Annotated in this window: 20 protein-coding genes, 3 pseudogenes and 1 riboswitch; of the genes and pseudogenes, 15 read left to right on the top strand and 8 right to left on the bottom strand. The window is 68.1% G+C overall.

Annotated elements, in window-relative coordinates; genetic code table 11:
• Window positions 1-16: 16 nt before the first annotated feature.
• Window positions 17-949 carry an oxidoreductase gene (locus tag EJC51_RS37200; RefSeq protein ID WP_126275070.1) on the bottom strand — a complete coding sequence of 311 codons (933 nt, stop codon included), beginning with the start codon at window positions 947-949 and terminating at the stop codon, window positions 17-19.
• Window positions 950-1,063: 114 nt separating this feature from the next.
• On the opposite strand from EJC51_RS37200, the gene EJC51_RS37195 reads away from it, so the two are divergent.
• Window positions 1,064-1,657, top strand: coding sequence for an acyl-CoA-like ligand-binding transcription factor (locus EJC51_RS37195; RefSeq protein ID WP_126275069.1), 594 nt, complete (start codon window positions 1,064-1,066; stop codon window positions 1,655-1,657).
• Window positions 1,658-1,759: 102 nt separating this feature from the next.
• A pseudogene (locus EJC51_RS37190) lies at window positions 1,760-1,873 on the top strand (aldo/keto reductase); the annotation flags it as partial.
• Between the two features lie 551 nt (window positions 1,874-2,424).
• On the opposite strand, the gene EJC51_RS37185 reads toward EJC51_RS37190, so the two are convergent.
• The 3 genes from EJC51_RS37185 to EJC51_RS37175 form a co-directional block, all read right to left on the bottom strand.
• Complete coding sequence (locus EJC51_RS37185) at window positions 2,425-3,219, bottom strand: maleylpyruvate isomerase family mycothiol-dependent enzyme (RefSeq protein ID WP_126275068.1); 795 nt, start codon at window positions 3,217-3,219, stop codon at window positions 2,425-2,427.
• Window positions 3,220-3,579: 360 nt separating this feature from the next.
• A complete protein-coding gene (locus EJC51_RS37180; RefSeq protein ID WP_126275067.1) occupies window positions 3,580-4,737 on the bottom strand; it encodes an L-dopachrome tautomerase-related protein in 1,158 nt (385 codons plus the stop codon).
• Window positions 4,738-4,986: 249 nt separating this feature from the next.
• The gene (locus EJC51_RS37175; protein ID WP_031053421.1) at window positions 4,987-6,486 is read right to left on the bottom strand and encodes an MFS transporter; all 1,500 of its coding nucleotides are present in this window, start codon (window positions 6,484-6,486) and stop codon (window positions 4,987-4,989) included.
• Window positions 6,487-6,821: 335 nt separating this feature from the next.
• Here EJC51_RS37175 and EJC51_RS37170 point away from each other — a divergent pair, with 335 nt between their 5' ends.
• The 3 genes from EJC51_RS37170 to EJC51_RS37160 all read left to right on the top strand — a co-directional run bounded on the left by EJC51_RS37170 (window position 6,822) and on the right by EJC51_RS37160 (window position 10,712).
• On the top strand, window positions 6,822-7,445 hold the full coding sequence (locus EJC51_RS37170; RefSeq protein WP_166682940.1) for a TetR/AcrR family transcriptional regulator: 624 nt from the start codon (window positions 6,822-6,824) through the stop codon (window positions 7,443-7,445).
• 767 nt (window positions 7,446-8,212) lie between these two features.
• Window positions 8,213-9,229, top strand: coding sequence for an NAD(P)/FAD-dependent oxidoreductase (locus EJC51_RS37165; protein WP_126277283.1), 1,017 nt, complete (start codon window positions 8,213-8,215; stop codon window positions 9,227-9,229).
• A 244-nt stretch (window positions 9,230-9,473) separates the two neighbouring features.
• Window positions 9,474-10,712, top strand: coding sequence for an FAD-dependent monooxygenase (locus tag EJC51_RS37160; RefSeq protein WP_244363020.1), 1,239 nt, complete (start codon window positions 9,474-9,476; stop codon window positions 10,710-10,712).
• A 139-nt stretch (window positions 10,713-10,851) separates the two neighbouring features.
• Here the strand turns inward: EJC51_RS37160 and EJC51_RS49275 are convergent, their stop codons facing one another.
• Window positions 10,852-10,983 (bottom strand): hypothetical protein, encoded by a 132-nt coding sequence (locus EJC51_RS49275; protein ID WP_279631374.1) that lies wholly within the window; start codon window positions 10,981-10,983, stop codon window positions 10,852-10,854.
• Between the two features lie 519 nt (window positions 10,984-11,502).
• Here EJC51_RS49275 and EJC51_RS37155 point away from each other — a divergent pair.
• The 3 genes from EJC51_RS37155 (at window position 11,503) to EJC51_RS37145 (ending at window position 15,434) form a co-directional block, all read left to right on the top strand.
• Entirely contained in the window at window positions 11,503-12,447 is a 945-nt protein-coding gene (locus tag EJC51_RS37155; protein ID WP_126275065.1) for an alpha/beta fold hydrolase, read from the top strand.
• A gap of 265 nt (window positions 12,448-12,712) precedes the next feature.
• Complete coding sequence (locus EJC51_RS37150; RefSeq protein ID WP_207924962.1) at window positions 12,713-13,720, top strand: NAD(P)H-binding protein; 1,008 nt, start codon at window positions 12,713-12,715, stop codon at window positions 13,718-13,720.
• Window positions 13,721-13,802: 82 nt separating this feature from the next.
• On the top strand, window positions 13,803-15,434 hold the full coding sequence (locus EJC51_RS37145; protein ID WP_126275064.1) for an MFS transporter: 1,632 nt from the start codon (window positions 13,803-13,805) through the stop codon (window positions 15,432-15,434).
• Here the strand turns inward: EJC51_RS37145 and EJC51_RS47950 are convergent.
• Entirely contained in the window at window positions 15,431-15,568 is a 138-nt protein-coding gene (locus tag EJC51_RS47950; protein ID WP_165951262.1) for a hypothetical protein, read from the bottom strand. The genes EJC51_RS37145 and EJC51_RS47950 overlap by 4 nt on opposite strands.
• Window positions 15,569-15,824: 256 nt before the next feature.
• Between EJC51_RS47950 and EJC51_RS47945 the strand changes: the two genes are divergently transcribed.
• From EJC51_RS47945 to EJC51_RS37125, 4 genes and pseudogenes are all read left to right on the top strand, one after another.
• Window positions 15,825-15,983 (top strand): hypothetical protein, encoded by a 159-nt coding sequence (locus EJC51_RS47945; protein ID WP_165951263.1) that lies wholly within the window; start codon window positions 15,825-15,827, stop codon window positions 15,981-15,983.
• A gap of 529 nt (window positions 15,984-16,512) precedes the next feature.
• A pseudogene (locus tag EJC51_RS37135) lies at window positions 16,513-16,716 on the top strand (CorA family divalent cation transporter); the annotation flags it as partial.
• 351 nt (window positions 16,717-17,067) lie between these two features.
• Entirely contained in the window at window positions 17,068-17,460 is a 393-nt protein-coding gene (locus EJC51_RS37130; protein WP_126275063.1) for a hypothetical protein, read from the top strand.
• A gap of 5 nt (window positions 17,461-17,465) precedes the next feature.
• A complete protein-coding gene (locus tag EJC51_RS37125) occupies window positions 17,466-18,134 on the top strand; it encodes a nucleotidyl transferase AbiEii/AbiGii toxin family protein (RefSeq protein WP_166682939.1) in 669 nt (222 codons plus the stop codon).
• Window positions 18,135-18,447: 313 nt separating this feature from the next.
• Here EJC51_RS37125 and EJC51_RS37120 read toward each other — a convergent pair whose 3' ends face one another.
• Window positions 18,448-19,389: an aromatic alcohol reductase gene (locus tag EJC51_RS37120; RefSeq protein WP_126275061.1), complete on the bottom strand. Its 942-nt coding sequence runs from the start codon at window positions 19,387-19,389 to the stop codon at window positions 18,448-18,450.
• Between the two features lie 122 nt (window positions 19,390-19,511).
• On the opposite strand from EJC51_RS37120, the gene EJC51_RS37115 reads away from it, so the two are divergent.
• Window positions 19,512-19,889 (top strand): MerR family transcriptional regulator, encoded by a 378-nt coding sequence (locus EJC51_RS37115; protein WP_126275060.1) that lies wholly within the window; start codon window positions 19,512-19,514, stop codon window positions 19,887-19,889.
• Window positions 19,890-20,086: 197 nt separating this feature from the next.
• Here EJC51_RS37115 and EJC51_RS47940 read toward each other — a convergent pair whose 3' ends face one another.
• Window positions 20,087-20,446, bottom strand: a complete 360-nt coding sequence (locus EJC51_RS47940; RefSeq protein ID WP_244363017.1) for a hypothetical protein — start codon at window positions 20,444-20,446, stop codon at window positions 20,087-20,089.
• A 255-nt stretch (window positions 20,447-20,701) separates the two neighbouring features.
• Here EJC51_RS47940 and EJC51_RS37105 point away from each other — a divergent pair, with 255 nt between their 5' ends.
• Window positions 20,702-22,021 carry a hypothetical protein gene (locus EJC51_RS37105; RefSeq protein WP_126275059.1) on the top strand — a complete coding sequence of 440 codons (1,320 nt, stop codon included), beginning with the start codon at window positions 20,702-20,704 and terminating at the stop codon, window positions 22,019-22,021.
• Window positions 22,022-22,366: 345 nt separating this feature from the next.
• Window positions 22,367-22,591: riboswitch (cobalamin riboswitch) on the top strand.
• A gap of 167 nt (window positions 22,592-22,758) precedes the next feature.
• Window positions 22,759-23,190 (top strand): annotated as a pseudogene (locus EJC51_RS37100) (uroporphyrinogen decarboxylase/cobalamine-independent methonine synthase family protein); the annotation flags it as partial.
• Window positions 23,191-23,270: the final 80 nt, after the last annotated feature.

Genomic DNA, 23,270 nt, shown 5'->3' with positions numbered 1-23,270 from the left:
CGAAGATGGCCTTGGGTCATGCCGAAGGGGCGGGTGCGTAGGCCACACCGGTCAGCTCCTCGGACAGCCCCCACAGGCGGCGTGCGGTGTCAGGGTCCTCCGCCGCAGGGTCGGGGCGGACGACCGTGGGATGTCCGCGCAACTCCTTCCATCCGTCGGGGCCGAAGAACTGCCCGCCCTCGACGTCCGCTGCCGTCGCGGCGTGCAGTTGGGGAAGCGCGCCGATCTCGACGTCCTGGGCGAACAGCCGGTTGACGAGGGCGCCTCCCACCCGGAACAGGCCGGTCGGGCCGGTGCGCTGGAGGTTGGTGGCCGTGATCCCGGGGTGGGCGAGCAGGCTGCGCACCGGACTGCCGGCCGCGCGGAGCCTGCGGTCGAGTTCCAGGCCGAAGAGGACGTTGGCGAACTTCGACTGGTCGTAGTACTTCACGCGCTGGTACTTCCGGGCGCCGGAGAGGTCGTCGAAGTGGATCTGCCCGCCGTGATGCCCGATCGAGCTGACGGTCACCACACGCGGGTCACGCCCCTGCTGCAGCAGGTCCATGAGCAGGCCGGTGAGGGCGAAGTGGCCGAGGTGGTTACCGGCGAACTGTGACTCGTGGCCCTGGGGGCTCAGCGTTCGGGGTGGCGTCATGACGCCCGCGTTGTTGATCAGGACGTCGAGCTGGAGGGCGTCGACGTGCGCGCGGGCGGCGAACGCCTTGACCGAGTCCAGATCGGCGAGGTCGAGATGGCGTATCTCCAGGCTTGCGTCGGGATCGGCGCCGCAGATGTCGGCGGCGGCCCGGCGGCCCTTGGCCTCGTTGCGTACGGCCATGACGACGTGCGCACCGTGCCGCGCCAGGTGGCGGGTGGTGGCCAGGCCGAGGCCGCTGTTGGCTCCGGTGACGACGAAGGTCCGGCCCGTCAGGTCGGGGATGCGGGATGCGGTCCATTTGCTGTCTGACATGAGACCCAGACTGCCGTCAATGGCACAGTGAGTCAATTAAGACCTGGAGGGACTCATCTGGCTCGGACTAGCATCGTTGTCGTGGGAGATGCGAAGACGGCCCCGGCGGCCAACATGGCGGAGCGCAAGCGCCAGCTCGTGCGCAGCGAACTGGCGGAGGCCGCGGTCAAACTGCTGGCCGACCAGGGATTCGACGAGACGACGGTCGACCAGATCGTGGCCGCCGTGGGAATGTCACGCCGTACGTTCTCGCGCTACTTCGATTCCAAGGAAGACGTGATCGTGCACATGCTGGCGGAAGCCGGCGTGAGGTTGTGCGCGGAGCTGAACGCCCGGCCCGCCGACGAGCCGACCGCGGTGGCGTTGCGTCGTGCCCTGTCGGTGTTCACCTCGATGAGCGTCGGCAATCCGGCCAAGATGCTGCGCGTGAGCAGGCTGATCCTCGACACCCCGCCCCTTCTGGCCCGCTTCCTGGAGCGGCAGTCCCAGTGGCAGGCCGAGATGACCGGCATCCTCGCCCTGCGTGCCGGACTGGACCCCGACGTCGACCTGCGTCCTGCCGTCGCTGCTGGTGTCGCCCTGACGGCCTTCCAAGCCGCCCTGCGCCGCTGGGTGGACAGCGACGGCAGCGAAAGCCTGGACGAGGTCGTCGATCAGGCTCTTGCCCTGGTTGGACCGGTGATCGAACTCGGAGTCGATGCGGGCTGACCGACTCCCGAACTGCATATCGGCCCGTCACACGGCGACTGGTCAACGCGCAGAAACACCCGGCTGTGGGCTGGATCCGCGGCCTTCTCGCCCCGGCTGTGCCTGATCACCCAGGGCAAGATCCTCTACGTCAGGTCCTCGAACTTCCCCGGCTACAAGATCGCCCAGGCCACCGAGATCGCCGCCCGGCTCGACGGCACCATCGGCCTCGTCAGCTGTCGTCGGCCGCATGAACCGGCCGAGGTCACCACAGCACCACCCGGAGAACGACCAGCAGCTCAAATAGCAGGGCCCCGGCCGTGAGATACCTCACCGCCCGGGCCCTGTCGCATCCCTGTCCGGGCCGGTTCCGGCCCGACAACGAGGAACGGGCCCCCACCGGTGACTTTCGTCACTGGTGAAGACCCGTCCGTCGGTTCTTCTCTGTACCCGGCCGGGGGCGTGCCCCGTGCCGCGCGGCCGCAGCCGACGCAACGCGCTGGTGAAGGCGCTGGTCAGCCCGGTGATTTTGGCTGGATCGGCCGACAAACGGGAGTCGACATGGCTGACCACCCCGCGACCGTCGGCCGAGACGACGACTCGGGGACGTGACCCGGTGGTGTGCACGCGGAAAGCGCCTTCCCCCGCGAGACGACAGGAGCCTTGGACAAGCCCTGTCGTCCCAGGTCAGAAGGCACTTTCGCTGTACCGCTCATGATCCGGACACGACCCCGAGTGAAACGCGCGGGCCAGGGCGTGTTTCCGTGCCCGTTGCCTCGCCGCCGGGCTCAGAAGCCGGGGAAAATCCTGCGCAGGTCGTCGAGGGTGACGGTGTCGCCGGTGAGGGTCACGGAGGGCGGGGTGTGGGCGGGGGCGTGCCGGCCGGCGACGAGTCGCAGCCACCACTCGGCGGGAGCCGTCAGCACGGCGTCGGCGTTCTCGGGTTCGCCGGTGAGCGCGACCGTCTCGCCGACCGAGAGACCGAAGGCGCGCTCGGGTGCGGTGGTGTGCACCGCGACGGCGACGGGGCGGTTCGCCAAGGCGTCCGCCTTTCCGAGGAAGCCCAGCATCATGCCGGCCTGGTCGAGGAGCGGCCCGGTCGCGGCGGACGCCAGGGGCGTCGACGGGGCGAAGGCCACCTCGACGTCCCACGAGTGGTGGGCGAGCTCACTGAGCCGGAGCCCCGCCGCGGTCGCGACGTCCACCGGCGCGGGCAGGAAGCCGAGGTCGATCCGGAGGTCGCTGCGGGCCCCCGCGTCGAGGCCCTCGTAACGTTCGACCAGCGCCTGGTCGGCGGTGACGAAGCCTTCGGCGCGCTCGGCCGGGGTCATCGCGTCCCAGCGGGCCCACACCGACTTGTTGAAGTCGCCGTCGGGGACACCCGTACCGTCCGTCGCGCCCTCCAGCGCGGCCAGGCCTATTTCGGCGCCGCTGCCCAGATGGCTGAGCACCTGGGAGACGTCCCACTCCGACGCGCCGGACGGGCGGGTGAGATCGGCGGCGGTGAGTCCGTGCACCACGGCGGCGAGGTGGTCGTGCCCGCTGCGCAGGGCGTCGATGATTCGGTCGGTGGCTTCGGTCATGGTCGTTTCCTCAATGAAGGTGATCTGATTCGGTGTTGTCGTCACACGGCTGCCGGTGTCACACGGCGGTCGGTGTCACAGGGCGGTCTGGAACGAGCGCTTGGAGAAGCCGATCGTGCACCCCTCGACGGTGGTCCGCACCGGCCGATCGGGGTGCGCGGCGGCGCCCAGGGTGATGACAGCGGGATGCAGGGATCGACGGTCGGATGGGCGTACGGCGTACCGGGCGCCCTCGTCCGGAACGCGGCGAGTTCGTCCCCGGCGCCACGCGCGAGGGCGTCGGCGGCCCAGGCGTCGGTGTGCGTGGCCGGTCCGGACAGGGACAGCAACCAGGTAGTCATGTGACGCGGGCCGGAGAGGTCACACGAGCCTGACCGGTCCGGCGTCGATCGGCAGGCGGACCAGGAGATAGGGCTTGCGGCGCAGATCCTCGCCCTCGTGGAAGAGCGACATCCGGTTGAGTTGGTTGGCGGTGGCGTACAGGTGCCGGTCCGAGGCGACGGACAGGGTGTCGACCCAGATGAGATCGGCGCCCTGGGCGAGGGTGCGGTAGGTGCCGTCCGGATTCCTGCACCAGATGGAGTTGTGTTCCAGGTCGCCGCCGTAGAGCCGTCCCTTGTCGTCGCTCTCCAGGCCGTCGGCCATCGGCTTGAACCCATGGTCCTCGACCGTCACCGCCACCTCGGCGTCGGTGGCATCGGGGTCGGCGAGGGCGTCGGTGGCCACGCTGTGCAGTCGGCGGCTGGACAGGGGGGAGTAGTAGAGGCGCTTGCCGTCGGCGCTGAGGGCGATGCCGTCGGAGCCGGTCTCGTAGTGCATGGGTTCGCTTCCCGCGGGGCGGATCATGAGGGGTTCGCCCTCGATGAGGGGAAGGAACTGCTCGTCGGGGAGCACTGAGGGCCGCCCGGTCAGTCGCCGCCAGGCGCGGCCTGTGGCGAGGTCGACCACGATCACGCCGTTCGAGCCGCCCGAATCGGTGATGAACGCCATGCCCTCGGCGCCGCGACGCAGGTCGAAGCGCACGTCGTTGGGGTAGCTGTTCGACGGCACCACCTCGGGCGGGAAGAGGATCTTCCGTACGATCCGGTCGGTGCGCAGGTCGACCGCCACGAGCTTCGGGCCGCCGTAGGAGGACCCGGCGAACAGCGGGTTTCCGGTGTCGAGGATCCACAGCCGGTCGGCCGGGTCGACGACGACGCTCTGCACCGACTGGAAGTGCCCGGCCAGGTCGGAGGCGTCCTCGCGGTTCACCTCGGCGTCGGGGTACGCCACCGGCTTCCCTTGCCGCAGTTCGGCGACGGTGAACGGGACGTCGTCGCCCCAGCGGGGGAAGTTGACGAAGATACGGCCCTGGCGTGAGACGGTGACACCTGTGGGCATCGAGCCCCAGAAGCGGGCGACGACCGTGTACTGACCGGCGGTTGGGCCGGCGGTTGAACTGGTGGCGTGGGCGGGCCCGGCGAGTTGGGTGGCGGCCAGCGATGCGGTGGTCGCGCCGAGGAATGTACGTCGTTTCATGCGAGTGCCTCCTGCTGGGTCTGGTTGCACCATGGACTTCGCCGTGGACAGCGGTTCTCTGGTGCGCGGGTGGCGGGTGGTGAGGTCCATCGCGGAGAAGGCCCTGTCATGGATTCGCGGGGCGAGACGGTCGCGGTGGAACCCTGGAGATGCGCTGCTTTCCTGTGCTGGTTCGTGACCTGAGAACATTCGCGACCTGAGAACAACAGTCATCGCAGGTGGCAGGGCATCTGTGGGGTGGATCCAGGCTCAGTGGGCCATCACGGGCTCACCCTCGGACGGCGCCAGAGCCCGATTCGGGATCAGGAACGCGGCGATCACCGCACCGACCACGAAGAACCCGGAGCCCCACGCCAGGGTGGCCGTGTAGCCCTCGACCCCGGCCTGCGCCGCGGCCAGTGCGCCGGGCTTGTGCGAAGTCAGGTAGTCAGTCGCTGCTGACGAGGCAATGGTCGTCAGCAGCGCCGTGCTGATGGAACCGCCGATTTGCTGACCGGTGTTGATCAACGCCGAGGCGACACCCGCGTCCTCGTGGTGAATGCCTGAGGTCGCCCCCTGGATCGCGGTGCTCATCACGGCGCCGATGCCGAGACCCAGCAGGATCAGGCCGGGCATGATGTGGGCGGCGTAGGTGCTGTCCAGCTCGAGCCGGGTCAGCAAGGCCATACCGGAGGCGGCGACCAGGAAGCCGGAGCTGACGACGATCTTCGGGCCGACCCTGGGCAGCACCAGCGAAGGCATCGTGGTCGACGACGCGACGACGCCCGCGACCATCGGCAGGAACGCAAGACCGGTCTTGATCGGCGAGTAGCCGAGGCTGGCCGCGAAGTAGTAGGTCAGGAACAGGAAGATCGAGAACATCCCCATGCCCAGGACGAACACCGCCGCGAACGAACCACCGCGGGTCCGGTCCAGCACGAGGCGCAGCGGGAGCAGCGGATGCGCGACTCGGGACTCCAGCCAGACGAACACCGCGAGCAGCACCGCACCGACGATCATGGAGCCGAGAGCGACCGGGTCGGTCCAGCTGGTGGACTCGACGTGCGCGAACCCGTAGACGATGGCGAACAGCGCGGCGCTCACCACGACGATGCCCGGAATATCGAGTTTGGGCTTCTTGCTGATCACGGGCTTGGCCAGCAGCAGCAAGGCACCGATCAGAGCGGGGACCGCGAAGGCGACATTCACGTACATCACCCAGCGCCACGACGCCCATTCGGTGAGCATGCCGCCGACCAGCAGCCCGACCGCGCCGCCCGCACCACCCAACGCGCTGAAGATACCGAAGGCCTTCGCCCTTTCAGACGGTTCGGTGAAGGTCACGCTGAGCAGGGAGAGTGCCGCGGGCGCGAGCACCGCGGCAAAGAGGCCCTGGGCCACCCGTGCCGCGACGAGGATCTCGAAGCTGCCGGCCGAGCCGCCGACGACGGACGCGGCCCCGAAACCTGCCAGGCCGATCACGAAGAGGGTGCGTCGGCCCAACAGGTCACCGAGCCGACCGCCGAGCAGCAGCAGGCTGCCGAACGCCAGCGCGTACCCCGTGATGACCCACTGCCGGCTGCCGTCGCTGAAGCCGAGGTCGTGCTGCGCTTCGGGCAGCGCGATGTTCACGACGGTGGCATCGAGCATGACCATGAGCTGTGCCACGCCTATGACGACCAGCACCCACCAGCGCACGGCATGTGAGCCGCGAAGGCCCGAGTCTCTTTTTCCGGAGGCGGGCGCCCCGCGGTCGATGCTGGTACTCATTTTTTTCCTTGCTTGCTCGGCATGACGGAAAGCCGTCTGGAATCTGATCGATTTCCTCACCGACGAAGGTGAGGCGAGCGGATGACGGGCTGAGATCTCAGGGCTTCAAGATCATCGTGCGGCCGCTTCGGGGCTTGCCTCGGCGATCCTCTGGAGGCCGTGTCGGCGTCCGCAGTGGCCGGCATTCTGTTGATGTCGGCGCCGGCCAGTCATCGCGCCAGGCGTGCACGCACCCTGTTCGGTGAGCTCAGGATGGTTATGGACTGAACGGTAAGGAACCTAGATGGTTCTGTACTGGGTTGTCAAGAAGGGTGGGGCGGCTTTACCTTCGATGCATGGCCAGACCACGAAGCTTCGACCCCGACCACGTCCTGCACGCCGCAGAGCGGCAGTTCCGCACCTCGGGCTACAACGGCACCAGCGTCGATGACATCAGCGCCGCCACCGGCCTGGGCCGCGGCAGCCTCTACGCCGCGTTCGACGGCAAACACGGCGTGCTGCTGCAGGCGATGGCCGGCTACTTCGCCCGGCTGGCGCAGGGTCCGCGCAAGATGCTCGACGGACCGGACGAGGGCGCCCTGGAACGACTGCACGCCTACCTGCTGCGCGCCGTCCACGGAGTGCCACTCGCCCCCGACGTACCCCCCGCCCCCGACCGGACGGCCGCAGCCTGCTTCGCCGCCAAAATGGCCCTGGAGATCGGCACCTCCGACCCCGAGGTCAAACGCCTGGCCAACGACTGCTTCTCCGTAGTCCGCACAGCGGTGGCCGACTGCCTACGAGCGGCCCAACGCAACGGCGACATCGACCCCGACGCGGACCCCGACGACCTCGCCTACCTCCTGCTGACCCTCATCCGCGGCACCGATGCCATGGGCGCGGCCGGCCACGGCCCCGACCGCCTGACCTCGATCGCGGAAACCGCGTTCGCACTCCTGCCCCGCCCCCGCCGCCCCTGACAAGGACACAGCCGGCCCCGTCGTACAGGCATCGCCCCCGACGTCGGTCACTTCCTGCACATCGAGGCCCCCGAGGCGATCGCGAAACGGATCGCGGCATGGGCCGAGTAGCGGATCACTCGACCCTCACGGCGAGACCGCTGGGATGGGCGGAGCGGGGCGGACTCTGGCATGGCGTTGTTGCGGACTGCGGACTCCGGGATGGGGTGGATCTCCACCCGGTGGCCAGCGTGCAACCTTCAACCCAGTCGGCCAGAAACGTCAGTTGAGCGGTGTTCGTCGATGAAGGACACGCAGCCGGCGGATCTCCTCGTTCTCTCGATCGCGACCCCGGGCGCCTCGCCACCGTCAATCTCGGCCTGAGCGCCCCATGGCCACTCGGCTGGCGCTACAGCACCAGCCGGACGGCTCGGGCCCTCAGCTCGGGAACCACCTTCTTCGGCATGACACGCGTCCTTCCAGCTCAGAGAGATGCGGCCCAAGCCGACCGCACTTGACAACTCAGTACAGAACCGCCTAGGTTTCTGACTGTTCAGTACATAACCGTCCTGAGCTAACCGGACAGGCTGCGTGCACGCCTGGCGCCTCACCGTCCCGTCGCTCTACCTGTACGGGGCCATGACCCGGTGCAGGGCACTTCCTGCACCTCGAACAGCCCAAGACGGTCGCCGACCACATCCTCGGCTTTCTGAACAGCTGACCCCCTGCAACCACCCGGAACTCGAAGGGCTGACCGAACCATGACTGACAAGGAAAGGCTGGAGACCATGGCTGTGGCGACTCCTCCGTACGCGAGCGACGCACTGGCCGAGGGGACCGTTGACGCGGTGGTGATCGGCGGGGGCGCCGCGGGGCTGAACGGTGCACTGATCCTCGCCCGCTCCCGCCGCTTGGTCGTCGTGATCGACAGCGGCGCCCCGCGCAACGCCCCCGCCGAGGCCGTGCACGGCCTGCTCGCCCTGGACGGCACCCCGCCGTCCGAGATCCTGCGACGGGGCCGGGAGCAGGTGCGCCAGTACGGCGGACGCGTCGTGCACGGCGAGGTGGTCTCGGCCGAGCCCGCCGCCCCGTCGGCGGACGGGGACCTTCGGTTCACCGTCACCCTGGCCGACGGCCGCCACATCACCGCCCGCCGCATCCTGATCGCCACCGGCCTCACGGATGTGCTGCCTGATGTGCCCGGGCTCGCCGAGCACTGGGGGCACAGTGTGGTGCACTGCCCGTACTGCCACGGCTGGGAGGTGCGCGACGAGCCCATCGGCGTCCTCGCCACCGGCCCCGCCTCCATCGGCCACGCATATCTGTTCCGTCAGCTGACCGAGGACCTGACCTACTTCACGCACGGCACCGACCTGGATGAGGACAGCCGCGCTCGCTTCGCCGCCCGCGGCATCCGCGTCATCGACACCCCGGTCACCGAGGTCGTCAACGACGAGGACGGCGCCCTCGCCGGGGTGCGCCTGGCCGACGGGCAGGTCGTGGCCCGCCGCGTCGTCGCGGTCGCCGCGCCGATGCAGGCCCGCACCCAGGGCCTGGAGGGTCTGGGCCTGCCGGTGCAGGACCTGCCGAAGGGCCGCGGGTTCGCCTCCGGTACGACCGGCGTCACCGAGGTGCCGGGTGTGTGGGTGGCCGGCAACGCCACCGATCTGGTCGCCCAGGTCGGAGCCTCCGCAGCGGCCGGCGCACTGGCCGGCGCCGACATCAACAGCAGCCTGGCCACCGCCGACACCGACGCGGCCCTCCACGCCGTCGCCGAGGCAAGCCCCGAAGCGGCCACACGATGATCTCGAAGCCCTGAGATCTCAGCCCGTCACCCGCTCGCCCCACCTTCGCCGGCGAGGAAACCGACCTGTTCTCCCGTCTGGAAGCTGATCAGTTTCCAGACGGTTCTCAGCCATGCCCGGCAAGCAAGCAGCAGGAGCGTCCCACCGAGGTCAACGCCCCCTTCTCGACCTCCTCGCCCGCCTCGACGACTCCACATCCTCGGCTTCCTGAACGGCCGCCCCCCACGAGATGAAGGACACGACAATGTCGGAGCGCAATCCGATGGACAAGAACACGGCATCGCGACAGCGGGCCCTGGTGGTCGGCCTCGGGATAAGCGGGATCACCTCCGCTCTGCGACTGCATCGCGCGGGCTGGGACGTGGTGGTGCTGGAGAAGGCCCCCGAGCGGCGCCGCGGCGGATACTTCCTCGCCCTGTTCGGGGCCGGGCTCGCCGCCGCCGAACGGCTGGGCTTCGCCGATGCGGTGTCGAATCGCGTCGCTCCGGACAGCGTGAGCTACGACGTCGACCGCACGGGCCGGCGCCGCCGCGGTGTGGGCTACGCCGATGTGTTCCCCGGGTCTCGACTGACGGTGCGGGGCGACATCGAAGACGCGGCCTTCACCGCCCTGCCCGACGAGGTCGAGATCCGGTACTCGACCGTGCCGGTCGCGCTGGACCAGTACCCCGACGGGGTGGACGTCGTGATCCGCGACCTGACGACGGAGACGACGACCGTCGAACGGTTCGATCTGGTGGTCGGGGCAGACGGACTGCGCTCGACGGTGCGCCGGCTTGCGTTCGAGCCCGAGCCGAGCCCGATCCGTCGACTGAACTACATGATCGCCGTGTACAGCCTGCCCGAGCCGGTACCCGGCTACCGCCCGCAGGACGGGCTGACCATGGCCGAGGCGGGCCGATCGGTGTGGGTGTTCCCGTTCGCCGACCGTCCGCCGTCGGTGCTGTTCTCCTACCGCACCGACGACGTGGACGCCGAGTTCACCCGGACGGCCATCGACTCGCTGCGCGCCGCCTACGGCGCCGAGCCCACCGGCTCCACGCTCGGTTGGCTGCTCGACCAGTTCGAGAAGGCCCCGGACCACCTGTTCGACTCCACCGAGCAGGTGCACCTCGACCACTGGTACCGCGGCCGAGTCGTGCTCGTCGGCGACGCCGCGTGGTGCCTGACCCTTTACTCCGGCATGGGGGCATCCGCCGGCCTGGCCGGGGCGGACCTGCTCGGCACCATGCTGGAACGCCACCCGCACGATGTGCCACGAGCGCTGCAGGACTGGGAGGACCACCTGCGCCCGTTCATCGACTACCACCTCGGCAGCGGTGTGAGCCAGCGCGGTTTCCTCACCCCGGGCAACCGCGCCGAGTTGCTGCTTCGGTCCGTGATGATCCGCCTCGGTCGGCTACCGATCGCCGGCCGGCTGCTCGCCAGGACGAGGGCCAAGAGTGCGCGGATGAAAGGTCTGGATATCGCCGCCGCAGCGTGAGTGGAGTTCCTCGAATACGAGCGGGAGAACGAGGTCGTCCGGGCCCGCAACTTCGTCGACGAATGCTTGGACGCAGGTTGCGGGGATGGCCGGGAGAGGCATGTACCGGAGAGCAGGCTGTTATCCGCTGCATCGGGGGTCACCCGAGCTGCTTGCTCCACACGTTGCAGCAGCCGCGGTCGACGAGCCTGGTCCAGTCCGCGTCGAGGGCGGCGACTACCGAGGTCTGGCTGCGCGTGCCGCACACGACGCGGTTGGCGAAGCTCGTCATCGGCGCCGCGGCTTGTTCGTGGAAACGCCGCCACCGAGTCTGCCGCGGACGGCGACGGAGCCGGGTCCGATGCTGGTGCGTGCGTTCAAAAGTTGACGTCGGCGTGGTGGCTGGGTCAGATGCGCGCCAGCAGCTCATCGTCGATGGGCCGGCCGGCACGACGCAGCGCGCTCACCGCCAGGGGTGCAGGACGTGGTCGGGGTCGAAGCTTCGTGGTCTGGCCATGCATCGAAGGTAAAGCCGCCCCACCCTTCTTGACAACCCAGTACAGAACCATCTAGGTTCCTTACTGTTCAGTCCATAACCGTCCTGAGCTCGCCGGACAGGCGTGGTCCGGGCTTGCAGGACCGCGATGCGACGCAGGCGGCTTGGACGTTGAACTCATGACGTTCAGGGCGTCGCACGCAGCTCGGCGCAAGAGCGAGCCAGCGATGAAGGCCGCTTCAGAACCAAATCCTTCGGAGGAGCTCATGACCGCGGTCAGTACGTACAACACCGCACTGGAAGGCACGATGTCCCGTGATTGCTGCTGACGAGACGTTCGACGGCACGTGGCCGTATCCCGCCCGCTTCAACGAGGCGGCCGGCTTCCGCCAGCACTACGTCGACGAGGGCCCCGAGCGGCCCGGTCAGACGATCGTCATGCTGCACGGCGAGCCCACGTGGGGCTACGAGTGGCGCCACCTGATCGGGCCACTGTCACGTCACCATCGCGTGGTCGTTCCGGACCACATGGGCTTCGGCAAGAGCGAGACGCCCCAGGACCGCACATACGACGCGAGCGAACACATCCTCAATCTCGAATCGCTGCTCGTCGACACGCTCGACCTCACCGACATCACCCTGGTGGTCCGTGACTGGGGCGGCCCCATCGGCACCGGGTTCGCACTGCGTAATCCCGGCCGGATCTCCCGGATCTTCGCGGTGAACACCGTGCTGCCTCTCGCCCAGGGCATCGAGGATCTGATGAAGGCCAACGGCGCCGAGAGCCGGTGGTTCCAGTGGGCCCAGTCGGCGCTCGCAGACGGTTCGTTCGAGCAGATCCTCGGAAACGCGGGTCACACCATCGCCCAGCTGATGATCGACCTGCAGCATGTCGCCCGACCGGAGATCGCCACGCCGACCTGGATCCGCGCCTACTCCAGCCCCTTCCCCACCCCCGCCGAGTCCCGCGGTGTCATCGCCTTCCCCCGGCAGGTCCTGGAGGGCCCGCAGGGATCCCCGCCCGGCCCGCCGCCCATGGAAGCCATCGCCGCACTGCGCGCCGTGCCGGCAATGCTGGCCGTCGGGATGCGCGACACCGCACTGCTGCCCCAGTACGTGATCCCCTCGTTCCGGCTCAGCTACCCCGACGCACCCGTGGTCGAGATCCCGGGCGCCGGTCACTTCCCGACCGAGGACGCTCCCGAGACGCTGCTGGCACTGCTGGAGCTGTTCCTGCAGACGACGCCCGCCCGCACCTGAACCCTCAACGCCGAACGGGCAGTTCCGCGCGCGAGAAGCCGCCCGTTCACCGTGCGGCAGGTCGTGGCTACGAAGCCGAGCCGCCGCCGGGACGACGGTGCCCGGCCACGACGCTCCGTCGTCGACGGCTTTCCCCCGTCCTCCGGCAGGAGCGTCGCGCCGAGGTCAACGCCACCTTCCTCGACGTCCTCGCCCGCCTCGACGACTTCACATCCTCGGCTTTCTGAACGGCCGACCCACCCCCCACCAGATGAAGGACACGACAATGACGGAACACAATCCCATTCTGATCACCGGCGCCGGCGGCCAAGTCGGTGGCGTGAGCAGGCTGATGGTCGAGATGCTGCTCGAACAGGGCCACCCGGTGCGCGCGTTCGTGCGACGGGACGACGAACGCGCGCAGTCGCTGCGCGAGGCCGGGGCTGAGGTCTTCGTCGGCGACCTGCTCAAACTCGCGGACGTGGCCGCCGCGCTGAAGGGTGTCAAGCGCATCTACTTCAGCATGACCCCGCAGCCGTACTACGTCGATGCCCTCACCGTGATGGCCGCGGCGGCGCGAGCCCAGGGCGACATCGAGGCCTTCGTGCACCTGTCCAACTACGAGCAGTCGTACATGACGCTCGAGAAGATGACCGCACCGGATGAGGAGCGGCATTCCTGGCTCGGCGGAGTGGTCACGGACTGGTCACCGCAGCAGCGGGCCCACTGGGTCTGCGAGCGGGTGCTGGACTGGTCCAGCCTGCCGACCATCAACGTGCGTCCGACTCTGTTCGCCGAGAACCCCCACCTGACCTGGATGCAACAGGGCCCGCTGAGCAACGGTGAACTGCGCCTGCCCTTCGGCAAGCAGCGGCTCGCGCCCATCGCCGTTCACGACGTGGCAGAGGTGTGCGTGAAGGTGTTGGTCGACCCCGCACCGCACATCTCGAAGTCCTACGCGCTCACCGGCCCGGAGCTGAAGGACATGTACGGGTTCGCTGAGGACTACGCAGCCGTGCTGGGACGCCAGGTCACCTACATCCCTGAGGAAGTGGAGGCCTGGAACGAGGCCTTCCTCGACGAGACCGTCCTGCAGGAGTCCCTGGGCGATCCGGGTGCGGCCCGGCACGTGGCGGCGCACCTGAGGATCCAGACCAGGCTGATCGCCAGCGGGCGGTACGACGCCCTCTCCGACCAACTGGAAACCCTGCTCGGGCACCCGCCGCGGACCGTGCGGTGGGCGCTGGAGAACAATACGCGCCTGCGCGAACTGGCGGGTGCTCCGAGCCACTGAGCGCTCCGGAGCAGAACCTGACGCCACGCGATGGGCAATCCAGAGCTTCCGCTCGTCCGCCCACCCTCCTTAGGAACTACTGATGCCCTTCCTTGCACATACCCCCGTGGAGAAGATGACCGGGCCTTACGCGCGGCGCTGGTGGGCGCTGCTCGTGCTGTGCCTGAGCCTGCTGATCACGGTGATGGCGAACACGTCGCTGATCGTCGCCGCCCCCGACATGACCACCGACCTGGGTCTGAGCAGCAGTGATCTGCAGTGGGTCGTCGACAGTTACACCGTTCCGTACGCGGCGCTGATGCTGGTGCTGGGCGCGATCGGCGACAAGTACAGCCGGCGCGGCGCGCTGGTGCTGGGACTGCTGATCTTCGCCGGCGGTTCGGTGATGGGGAGCCTGGTCGACGAGACCTCGCTGGTCATCGTGGCCCGCGCGATCATGGGCATCGGTGCCGCGGTCGTGATGCCGGCCACGCTGTCCCTGGTGGTTGCGACCTTCCCCCGGAGCGAGCGGGCCAAGGCCATCACCGCCTGGGCCGCAACTTCCGGGGTGGCGGTAGCCGTCGGCCCGCTGGTCTCCGGCTGGCTGCTCGAAGACCACGCCTGGGGCTCGACCTTCCTGATCAACGTGCCGATCGCCGTGGCCGCCGTGTTCGGCGCGCTCGCCCTGGTACCGCCGTCCAAGGCGGAGGGCATGAGCCGGATCGACTACGTCGGTGGTCTGCTGTCGATCCTCAGCGTCGGCTCCCTGATCTACGCCGCCATCGAGGGCCCGCACGCCGGCTGGGGCGTCGGCCCCGTCACCGCCGCCGTGGTCGCCGGTGCCGGTCTGGTCGCCTTCGTCGCCTGGGAGCTGCGGCACCCGCACCCGATGCTGGACGTCCGAAAGTTCGCGCTGCGGCCCTTCACCGGCTCGATGCTCGCGGTGATGTTCTTCTTCTTCGGCATGTTCGCCGTGATCTACTACTCGACGCAGTTCCTGCAGTTCGTCCTCGGCTACGGCGCCCTGGACACGGGTGTACGGCTGCTGCCGCTGGGCGGTGCGGTCTTCCTCGGGTCCGCGGTGACCGGGGTGCTCGCCCCGAAGCTGGGGGTGAGGGTGATGGCCGTGACCGGCATGACCATCGGCACGGCGGGCATGTTCCTGCTCACCCAGATCGACAAGGGGTCGACGTACGGGGACTTCCTGGCGCCGCTGATGATGCTGGGCCTCGCTCTCGGACTGGCCATCTCCCCGGCGACCGACACGATCATGGGCTCCTTCCCCGAGTCCGAGCTGGGCGTCGGCGGCGGTGTCAACGACACCGCGCTGGAGCTGGGCGGGGCGCTGGGCATCGCGGTGCTGGGCTCGCTGCTGGGCACGGCCTACCGCGACGAACTGACCGACCTGGTCGGCAACCGGCTCCCGGCGGAGGCGATGGAGACCGCCAAGGACTCGGTCGGCGCCGGCCTGGCCGTCGCGCAGCGGGTCGCGCAGGATCCCTCCGCCGGGCCCCAGCAGGCCCAGGCCGCCGTGGACGCCGTCCACCAGGCCTTCGCCCACGGAGTCGCCCAGACCAGCCTCATCGGCGGCATCATCATGGCCGCCGGAACCCTGATCGTCCTCGCGGTCCTGCCGGGCCGGCGCGGGTTCGCGAAGCAGAGCGCCGAGCCGGAAGCCGCGACGACGGCGAGTGAGGCGGCGACTGCGCGGGAGCACACCGGGTCCCCCCGCTAGATCGCCGACGGGGCGTCCACCGGATCGCCGGGCTGCTTCGCGAACCCGCGTCGGGCAGCAGCCCGGCGGCGCGAGACGCGCAGGGCGCGGGCGTGGTCCAAAGTCCACGGCCAGCGGGTTTCCTGCCGGAACACCTCACCGTCCTTGGCCTCCGGGCCGCCCCGGGGCTCTCCTGAGGGGCGGCTCGGAGGCCAAGGGCCGTGAGGTGACAGCGGCGGTCGCCGCAGACGCCGCGCTGCGACGACAGGCGACCGCCGCTCTCCTCCGCTACGCCGCACTCCGCTACGCCGCACCCGACGCTGCTCGCACCCCCGCAGCGGAGCCGGATGCGCCGCCCCGTTCTGCGCCCTGCGCTCGATCTCGTGCGCCTCCACAACCTTCTGTGCCGCAGTGGACGACGCAGGGCAGGCACTGGCCTGGAACGGAGCCGATTGGACACCGCCCCAGATGATCACCCCGAAGCACGATCTCACCGGTATCTCCTGCGGCACCGTCGATTTCTGCGCGGCGGTGGGCAGCGAAGGTGACGAATTCTTCGCCACCCGCTGACTGACGAGCTCGTGCACGGTCGGCGCTGGCACGCCGAGGGGGGTGAACTGGCCGTACATTCGCACTTGTTCACCGGTCGCGAAGGTGGCCGCCTGTTGGTGAGAGAGCAGCGCAGCGACCGCCTGGATGATGGCACTCATGTGCTCACGACGACCGTGGGGCGGGCGAAGGCTCGCCAGTCAAAGCCGGAGGCCGGGAGCGATGGTGCAGCCCTGAACTGAAAGCCCCCTCGAGCCATCTCGCAACGATCACGAACGGGCTTTCACCCCTGCCTTCATGCGCGTATCGCCGATAGGACACCCGAACAGGCCTTGTTCGATTGATCACTTCGCCTCATCAGGCGGCCACGGATACTCTGTGGCTCCGCATCACCCGAGGGACCTCCGGTGGGGAGAATCTGGGGAGTACGGGCGGTGCTGGGGGAGCGCGTGGGGAGAATCAGCTGTGTAACGCGGCACGCCACTGAAAGACTCAGAAAGAGCCATCCGTGCAGGTCAACGGCGTCTGGAGCCACATCGCCGCAGGTCAGCACCACCAAGTAGACAACTTCAAGAAGATCTCATCCTGGGCTGCGATTCTGTTTGCTCCCACGCTGGTCGGAACTATTTACGGGATGAACTTCGAGCACATGCCTGAGTTGGGATGGAGCTTCGGATACCCCTTCGCGATTGGCCTGATGGGGGTGGTTTGCGTCAGTTTGTACGTGATTTTCAAGCGACGGGACTGGCTCTGAGTCCCTCTTGCCGAGCTCAGTTCTTGTGCGGCCTTTGCTCTCGCACCGGTCACAGATCGGGCCGGAATCGGCTCTGGGGAGTCCCTGGGGAGAAACGATGCGGGTGATCTCCTCTACCTGCCTCCGATATGCCTCTGACCAGCACTTATAGCCTCCTGAGGCCGCTGGGGAGAATCCGGGGAGAATCAGCCGACGGCACAGGCCCTGCGCCAGCGACTCCACCCCTGTCCCGTGCCCCGCAAAGCCTGCTGCCGAGCGACGTTGCCCCCATCTGCAACGACACAGACAGTGACATCGTCTCCTTGGTTGAAGCCACCAGCCCCGACCCTGTGCGGCCGCCATAATGGAGGCATGGCCTCCGACCCGCAGCACACCGGACCCGGGCCGAGGAACCTCTCGGGCGCAGACGCCGAGGACCTCGCGCTGTACCGGGAGAAGTTCCGGCGCCGTCTGCCGGAGTCACTGGACGAGCTGCACGGACCGACCCACGGCGTCGTGGAGCTGCCGCTGCACCTGGCGTGGTCCGGGATGACCTCGTACGACCTGGACAAACCCCGCCAGCGCATGGGCCTGTACCGCACCGTCCTGCACGAGGGCCTGCACGACGACCTCCCCCGCTACCTCAACCGGGATCTGCTCCTCGAGCTGTGGCCCGTGCTGCGCACCCTCGTCGGTCGCACCGTGCGCACTGTGAGGGAGGACGCCTTCCCCGAGCTCGCCTCCCGCACCCGGGCAGCCGCGTGACGGACATGCCGGAGCTGCACACGCGGCTCCTGGCGGATGTGATCGCCCTTGGCTCGCCGTATCCCCTGGTCCTCACCGGCGGGTATGCGGTGAGGGCACACCGCCTCGTGAACCGCCCCAGCCAGGATCTCGATGTCGCCACCGAGAACCCGGCGCCCATGGCCGACATCGCAGCGGCGCTCTGCAGCGGCCTGACAGCCCGGGGCTGGAAGGTGCAGGCACTGGAAACTGCCCCGCTGTCCGCCCGCTTCACCGTGGCGGACCCCGCCACCGGGCAGGAGTGCGAGGTCGACATCCTCAAGGAAATCTTCTGGAGGCCCGTCGCCCAGAGCCCGTACGGGCCCGTCCTCGCCGAGGAGGACGTGATCGGGACCAAGGTTCGTGCCCTCGCCGACCGCGGAGCGCCACGCGACCTGATCGACGTGTACGCGGCCTCCCATCGCTGGAGTAACGCCGAGCTCGAAGAGTTCGGCCGCCGACACGCCCGCGGCCGTTTCGAGCGCGAGGACCTCCAGGCGAACCTCACCGGCGCCGAGTGGACCGACGACGAAGCCTTCACCGCCTACGGCCTCGACGAGACCACCATTACCGCCCTGCGCGCCTGGGCCGTGGAGTGGGCCGACGACCTCGCGACCCGTCTCCTCGAAGAGTCTTGTGACCGCGACATCGACTGATCACCCGGCTCAGCGTCCGGATTCTCGCTTTCGGCTCGTCCGAGATCCTCGAAGACCGTCTGCCCGCGATGCCGTTGGAGAGTGAACCCGGTGGGTCGGTGTGAGGGACCACGGAGGCAGAGGCGGACAGCGTACGTCGATCGCCGTCCGTTACAGCGGCTGGCATCGAAGACGCGACCTCAGGCCGACTGCGCCCGTCGGCCCCCATGGCGCTTGGGGGCCTGTACGCGTGATCCGGTGGGTCATGGCAGCCCTGGAGGTCGCCGGTGAGGAACTGCGGGCCGACGCCACGCACGCAGGGGCTAGGGATGCGTCAGCCGACGAGGTTCTCCTCGACCCACTGACGGAGGCCGGTCACGGGGATCGCGTGGCGTGCGTTGTAGGTGTCGTCCTTCGCCCACGCGACGCCGCGGCCCTGCGCGAAGACCGCCCGGTACTTCCGTGTCATGTTGTCCGGGTCGGCGGCCAGCTCGTCGAGCAGCGACGGAACCGTCCACACCACTCGGCGGAACGGACGCTCCAGCACGGTCTCGAGCGTCTCGGCCAGCGCGCCGTAGGTGATGGTGTCACCGGCGAGGTAGACGATCTCGTTACGGATGCGAGGTTCGGCGAAGAGGATGTCCGCAGTCAGGACGCCGATGTCTTCGGGCGTCGTCACGGTGACCGCCGTCTCGAGACTTCCCAGCGCGTTGACGGTGTCGTTGGGCAGGTCCACCATGCCCGAGCCGGGCTCGAAGAGGTAGTTCATGAACATGCCGGTGGAGATGATGACCCACTCGGTCTGATCCTGGGACCGGAGCAGGTCACGGACGTCCAGCTGGGAGTCGAAAATGTCCTGCGGGCTCCCTCGGCCGATGACGTCGAAATCGACGCCGAACTGCCACGGGAAGTACCGCGGAACCCTCGCCTGGAGGGCGGCTTCGGCGACCTTCATCGGGGTTTCGAGGCCGGCGGTGATGCCCGTGCACCCGATGACCGTGTCGTAGTCGGCGAAGAGGGAGGCGAGCTCGTCGACGGTGTTCTTCACGAGGTCCCCTTCGACGATCTTCACGCCCAGGTTCTTGATCTCAGCGACGTCGCGCTGCTTGTCGGGTGCCGTGGACGCGATGGCGCCGGCCCGCAGGAGCACGCTGACGGACGAGCCCTCCACGTCCTTCGCTCGTCGGACGACGTTGCGGATGACGGGCATGCCGAGCTCCCCGGCTCCGATGATGAGGATGTCCCGGGATGTGCGGATCGAACTGTCGTTGGTCATCTGAAGATCGCTCTCGTGTTCGCCTTCCCCAGCGTGATCTGGTCGCTGGGGCCTTGAGAGTGACCGTAAACTTTGACATCAATGTCAAGGTCAAGTCGGCGACCTGCGAGGAGGAACGAGTGATGAAGATCAGTGAGGCCGCCCAAAAGGTGGGAGCACCGGCTCGGATGCTCCGCTACTACGAGCAGCAGGGGCTCATCGAGGCGGCACGGTCGACCAACGGCTACCGCGACTACTCCGAGGACCAGGTCGAGCATGCACGTCACGTCCGGGCGCTCGTCGAGGCTGGTCTGTCGACGAGGATGATCAAGATCGTGCTGGACATCGAGGCTCCCTCGGCCCAGGACGCGGGAGGCGCGTGCACCCAGCCCCTGGTAGAGGAGCTCGCTCGCGAGCTGCGCGTCGTCGAGAACAGGATCGTGTGCCTGGAGAAGAGCCGAGACGCGGTGATCGACTACCTCCGGCGAACGGGCCACGCAGACCTACTGACCCCAGCGTGACCCGCAATCCCCGGGACCCGAGGGTGGAGGGGCATGGCTCCCCGACCTGTGGGCGACCTCGTCTGGACCGTTCACACCCTACTGACCTGCGGCTACAGAGGATGAAAGAGCCTCACTGGATCTCCCACCCGATGCGGATACCCGTGGGCCCAGTGACGAGGGCATCGGGGACACTCCGCCGATTCGCATTGGAGACTTCAGCATCTGCGTCCAGACCGCAACGGCGAGGCTGCCACGATGATCCGCTCTTTGGTGGCCTTGTGTTGTGCGCTCTCCGCCGGAGTCGCCTTGTGTGTGACCGGCAGATGCGCGGCGACAAGAGGGGTGCGCCCGCCGACACGAGCACGCCTGATGAACATCCAGGGCGACTTTCCGCCTGCTTCTGACGCGCATTCTTTTCCCTGGTGGTGTGCAAGGCACTCCACCAGCTGCGGGTTTCGATCGGAGACGCGGGTCATGATCTCTTCGAGCAGACCGGGGTAACCGTCCACTCCAAGGTCAGGTCTGGTCAGGTAGATCTCGATGCCGTACTCCGTGTGACACACGCCATTGGCCATCCGTCCAGCATAGAAATTACCCACTGACAATCAGAGAGGGCGCACAATCGCCTGAGGAGTCCACTATCGACGGCGAACATGGGCGACCTGAGGGATGCAGTATTGGACCGCACCGCTCGCCGCAGCCACGACCAAGGTGGCTTTGGCTGGACGGTAGCCCCCGAGGAACGTTTCGCCGCCCGTCGCGGTCGGCGAAAAATCGCCCATGCACAGCGCGAGTGCGTCACCATCCCGACATGAACCGGGGAGGAACGGGTGGGTAAGCGCCAACGCCGTCGCAAGCGGGAACGAGCCAAGAAGAACCAACCGCCACAGCAGTCGGCTGCCCCGCAGCCGATCATCCGGGAATTTCCCGTAGATGCCGCCCGCATCCGAGTGGTGATCAATCACGATGCCCCCGAAGATGCCCAGCGGATCAGCACCCTTTACTGGGAGATCAAGGATGACGGCACATGGGCGCGAACCGTGAACAGCATCGGCGTGGCCGGCGCTGTCGGCGCGGTGGCGACAGCGCACTCTCACGCCATCCTGCTGAACTGCCCTTGCGCCAACTGCTCCGAACCGATCAGCGTCACCAACCGGTCCTGGGCCAACAAGGTCGGCGGCAAATACCTGGACGCCGAAGCCCCCTCCTACCTCTGCGGCGACTGCTCGGCGATCCAGCAGCGCGAGAAGGCGGAGCGGCAGCGGCTCGCCGCTGAGCAAAAGCGTGCCGAGCAGGAGCGTGAGAAACAGGAGGCCGAAGAATTCGAGTGCCTGGTTGCCGCAGCCATCCAGGACGAGGAGGCGAAGACTGCGTCCAGCAGCCGCCTCCAGGATGACACCCCTCAAGCCATGGCCCTCTACGTGGCGTTGGCCAGCTATGCCACCCGAAATCCTGGCAGGCCGCTCCCGAGCATCACGGGTGTCGGCGCGATGGGCTGGACCGGCGACACCGCAAGGGACAGAGAACTTCTGCTGGCGCTCTACTATTCACACCTCATCGCCATCTCCCGGGAAACCCCACCGCAAGCTTTCGGCCTCTCCAAGAACAGGGACGACATCACGTTCGCCGCCGACGAGGTCGTATGGCGACTCATCGGCGACCGATCAGCCGTTCAGGAACGCGTGAAGGAGATCACGAACAGCTTCAAGACCCGGCCTGGCCCTCAGGGGGCCGCGGCTCGCGAAGCCTTCACGGCGTTGGCGGACGAGATGGAGGTGACCAATGTCGCCTCATACCTCAACGGCCTGCTCACCAAAAAGTACGACTACCCCGAAGTGCCGGAGACCCGGCGGGAAGAACTCACGGACGTCATTCGCCGAGGGTTCGGGCACGGGTACACCCCTGGGCAGATGATTTGTTTCGCCTGGCGCGCCGCAGACTCCGCCGCGGCGTGGAAAGAGCGCAACGCACCGATGGGGCCGCCGGAGGCAGCCTCTGCCTCGGTGACCACTCTCAACGGGAAGATCGACAAGGCTGTCGAACTCCACCACGCTATTCCTGGGTACGAGGTCCCCCGCTGGCATGAGGCCCCGCTGACCACCATGGCCTCAAGGAAACCGTTCACCCCGAGACCGGGGCGCCGGCCATGAAGCGCTGCACCCATCCCGTCGAGATCCCGGATCAGGTGCAGGAGGAAGAGCCGAACTGGTGGGACGACGCGCCCGATCCAGCCGACGTCTGAGACCGAGGCTCGTCGGCCGACCTCCGGAGTTCAGTGATGTCGGCCGGATCACCCCACGACGGCCACGGGTGATCTGACAGACCCACCAAATCCAGACCGGGCAACGCACTCCTGCGTCCCTCGGGGGATCGCCCTACGAGGCTTTCAAGGCGCGGCATTTCCCGTCCTCGACGCACGCCAGGCATCCCGGTCTGCGTGTTCCACCTCACCATCCGAGATCTCGATGGCATCCGCAGTACCGAAGGACTGCCGTAGGCTGGCCTGTGCAGCTGGTTCACCCCGTCCACCAGGCGGGATGCGCCGTAAGAGGGAACCCGGTGGGAATCCGGGACTGCCCCGCAGCGGTGAGTGGGAGCGACCGCCGTCATACGCACTGGGTCCGACGTACAGGGCCTGGGAAGCGACGGCCAATAGGTGTCCTCCGACCAAGGAGGGCGTGCCCGCGAGTCCGAAGACCTGCCAACTGCCCGTGTACGACCGGCTCGTACACGGATATCCCGGTGACCTCGTGGGCGGGTCGGCGTACATACCAGGCGGACGACCGCGCCATGCCGCGCGGATCGGTTCCCGCCCGGTCCGTCACCCCTTCGCGCTCTCGTCCCGTCACCAGGGATCTCAGGGATTCATCTCGCGAAGGAGATCTCCGTGACCACCAAAACCGCAGCCACGGCAGCACGGGCCACCGTGTACGGCTACCCCCGCCAAGGCCCTGACCGGGAACTGAAGAAGGCGATCGAGGGCTACTGAAAGGGCCGAGTCACCGCCGAGGCTCTACAGGCCGTCGCCGCCGAACTGTGCCGCACCAACTGGCGGGAGCTGGCCGCCGTCGGCATTCACGAAGTGCCGACCGGTGACTTCCCGTACTACGACCATGTCCTGGACACCACCGTCCCGGTCGGCGCGATCCCCGCCCGCCATCGCGCCGCCGTCGAAGCGAACGCCTTGGACGGCTACTTCGCCATGGCACGTGGCACGCATGACGTGGCGCCGCTGGAGATGACGAAGTGGTTCGACACCAACTACCACTACCTGGTGCCGGAGTTGGGACCCGACACCGTGTTCACGGCCGACCCGGCCTAGCAGGTCGCGGAGTTGAAGGAGGCCCTCGCGCTCGGACTGACCGGCAGCGCGGCGAACAGCGCGAGGCGGCGCGCGTA

It is taken from the genome of Streptomyces aquilus, assembly GCF_003955715.1.
In the GTDB taxonomy this organism is placed as follows: domain Bacteria; phylum Actinomycetota; class Actinomycetes; order Streptomycetales; family Streptomycetaceae; genus Streptomyces; species Streptomyces aquilus.
Note: the sequence above shows the minus strand (reverse complement) of the source record. Positions and strands in the feature narration are given on the sequence as shown.

Bases quoted from the DNA above. Each gene is read 5' to 3' on its own strand.
- EJC51_RS37175 (WP_031053421.1), bottom strand. From the start codon at position 6,486: ATGAGTACCAGCATCGACCGCGGGGCGCCCGCCTCCGGAAAAAGAGAC.
- EJC51_RS37195 (WP_126275069.1), top strand. From the start codon at position 1,064: ATGGCGGAGCGCAAGCGCCAGCTCGTGCGCAGCGAACTGGCGGAGGCC.
- EJC51_RS47940 (WP_244363017.1), bottom strand. From the start codon at position 20,446: ATGGCCAATGGCGTGTGTCACACGGAGTACGGCATCGAGATCTACCTG.
- EJC51_RS37160 (WP_244363020.1), top strand. From the start codon at position 9,474: ATGTCGGAGCGCAATCCGATGGACAAGAACACGGCATCGCGACAGCGG.
- EJC51_RS37145 (WP_126275064.1), top strand. From the start codon at position 13,803: ATGCCCTTCCTTGCACATACCCCCGTGGAGAAGATGACCGGGCCTTAC.
- EJC51_RS37170 (WP_166682940.1), top strand. From the start codon at position 6,822: ATGGCCAGACCACGAAGCTTCGACCCCGACCACGTCCTGCACGCCGCA.
- EJC51_RS37185 (WP_126275068.1), bottom strand. From the start codon at position 3,219: ATGACCGAAGCCACCGACCGAATCATCGACGCCCTGCGCAGCGGGCAC.
- EJC51_RS49275 (WP_279631374.1), bottom strand. From the start codon at position 10,983: ATGACGAGCTTCGCCAACCGCGTCGTGTGCGGCACGCGCAGCCAGACC.
- EJC51_RS37200 (WP_126275070.1), bottom strand. From the start codon at position 949: ATGTCAGACAGCAAATGGACCGCATCCCGCATCCCCGACCTGACGGGC.
- EJC51_RS37115 (WP_126275060.1), top strand. From the start codon at position 19,512: ATGAAGATCAGTGAGGCCGCCCAAAAGGTGGGAGCACCGGCTCGGATG.
- EJC51_RS37180 (WP_126275067.1), bottom strand. From the start codon at position 4,737: ATGAAACGACGTACATTCCTCGGCGCGACCACCGCATCGCTGGCCGCC.
- EJC51_RS37125 (WP_166682939.1), top strand. From the start codon at position 17,466: ATGCCGGAGCTGCACACGCGGCTCCTGGCGGATGTGATCGCCCTTGGC.
- EJC51_RS37120 (WP_126275061.1), bottom strand. From the start codon at position 19,389: ATGACCAACGACAGTTCGATCCGCACATCCCGGGACATCCTCATCATC.
- EJC51_RS37165 (WP_126277283.1), top strand. From the start codon at position 8,213: ATGGCTGTGGCGACTCCTCCGTACGCGAGCGACGCACTGGCCGAGGGG.
- EJC51_RS37130 (WP_126275063.1), top strand. From the start codon at position 17,068: ATGGCCTCCGACCCGCAGCACACCGGACCCGGGCCGAGGAACCTCTCG.
- EJC51_RS37150 (WP_207924962.1), top strand. From the start codon at position 12,713: ATGACGGAACACAATCCCATTCTGATCACCGGCGCCGGCGGCCAAGTC.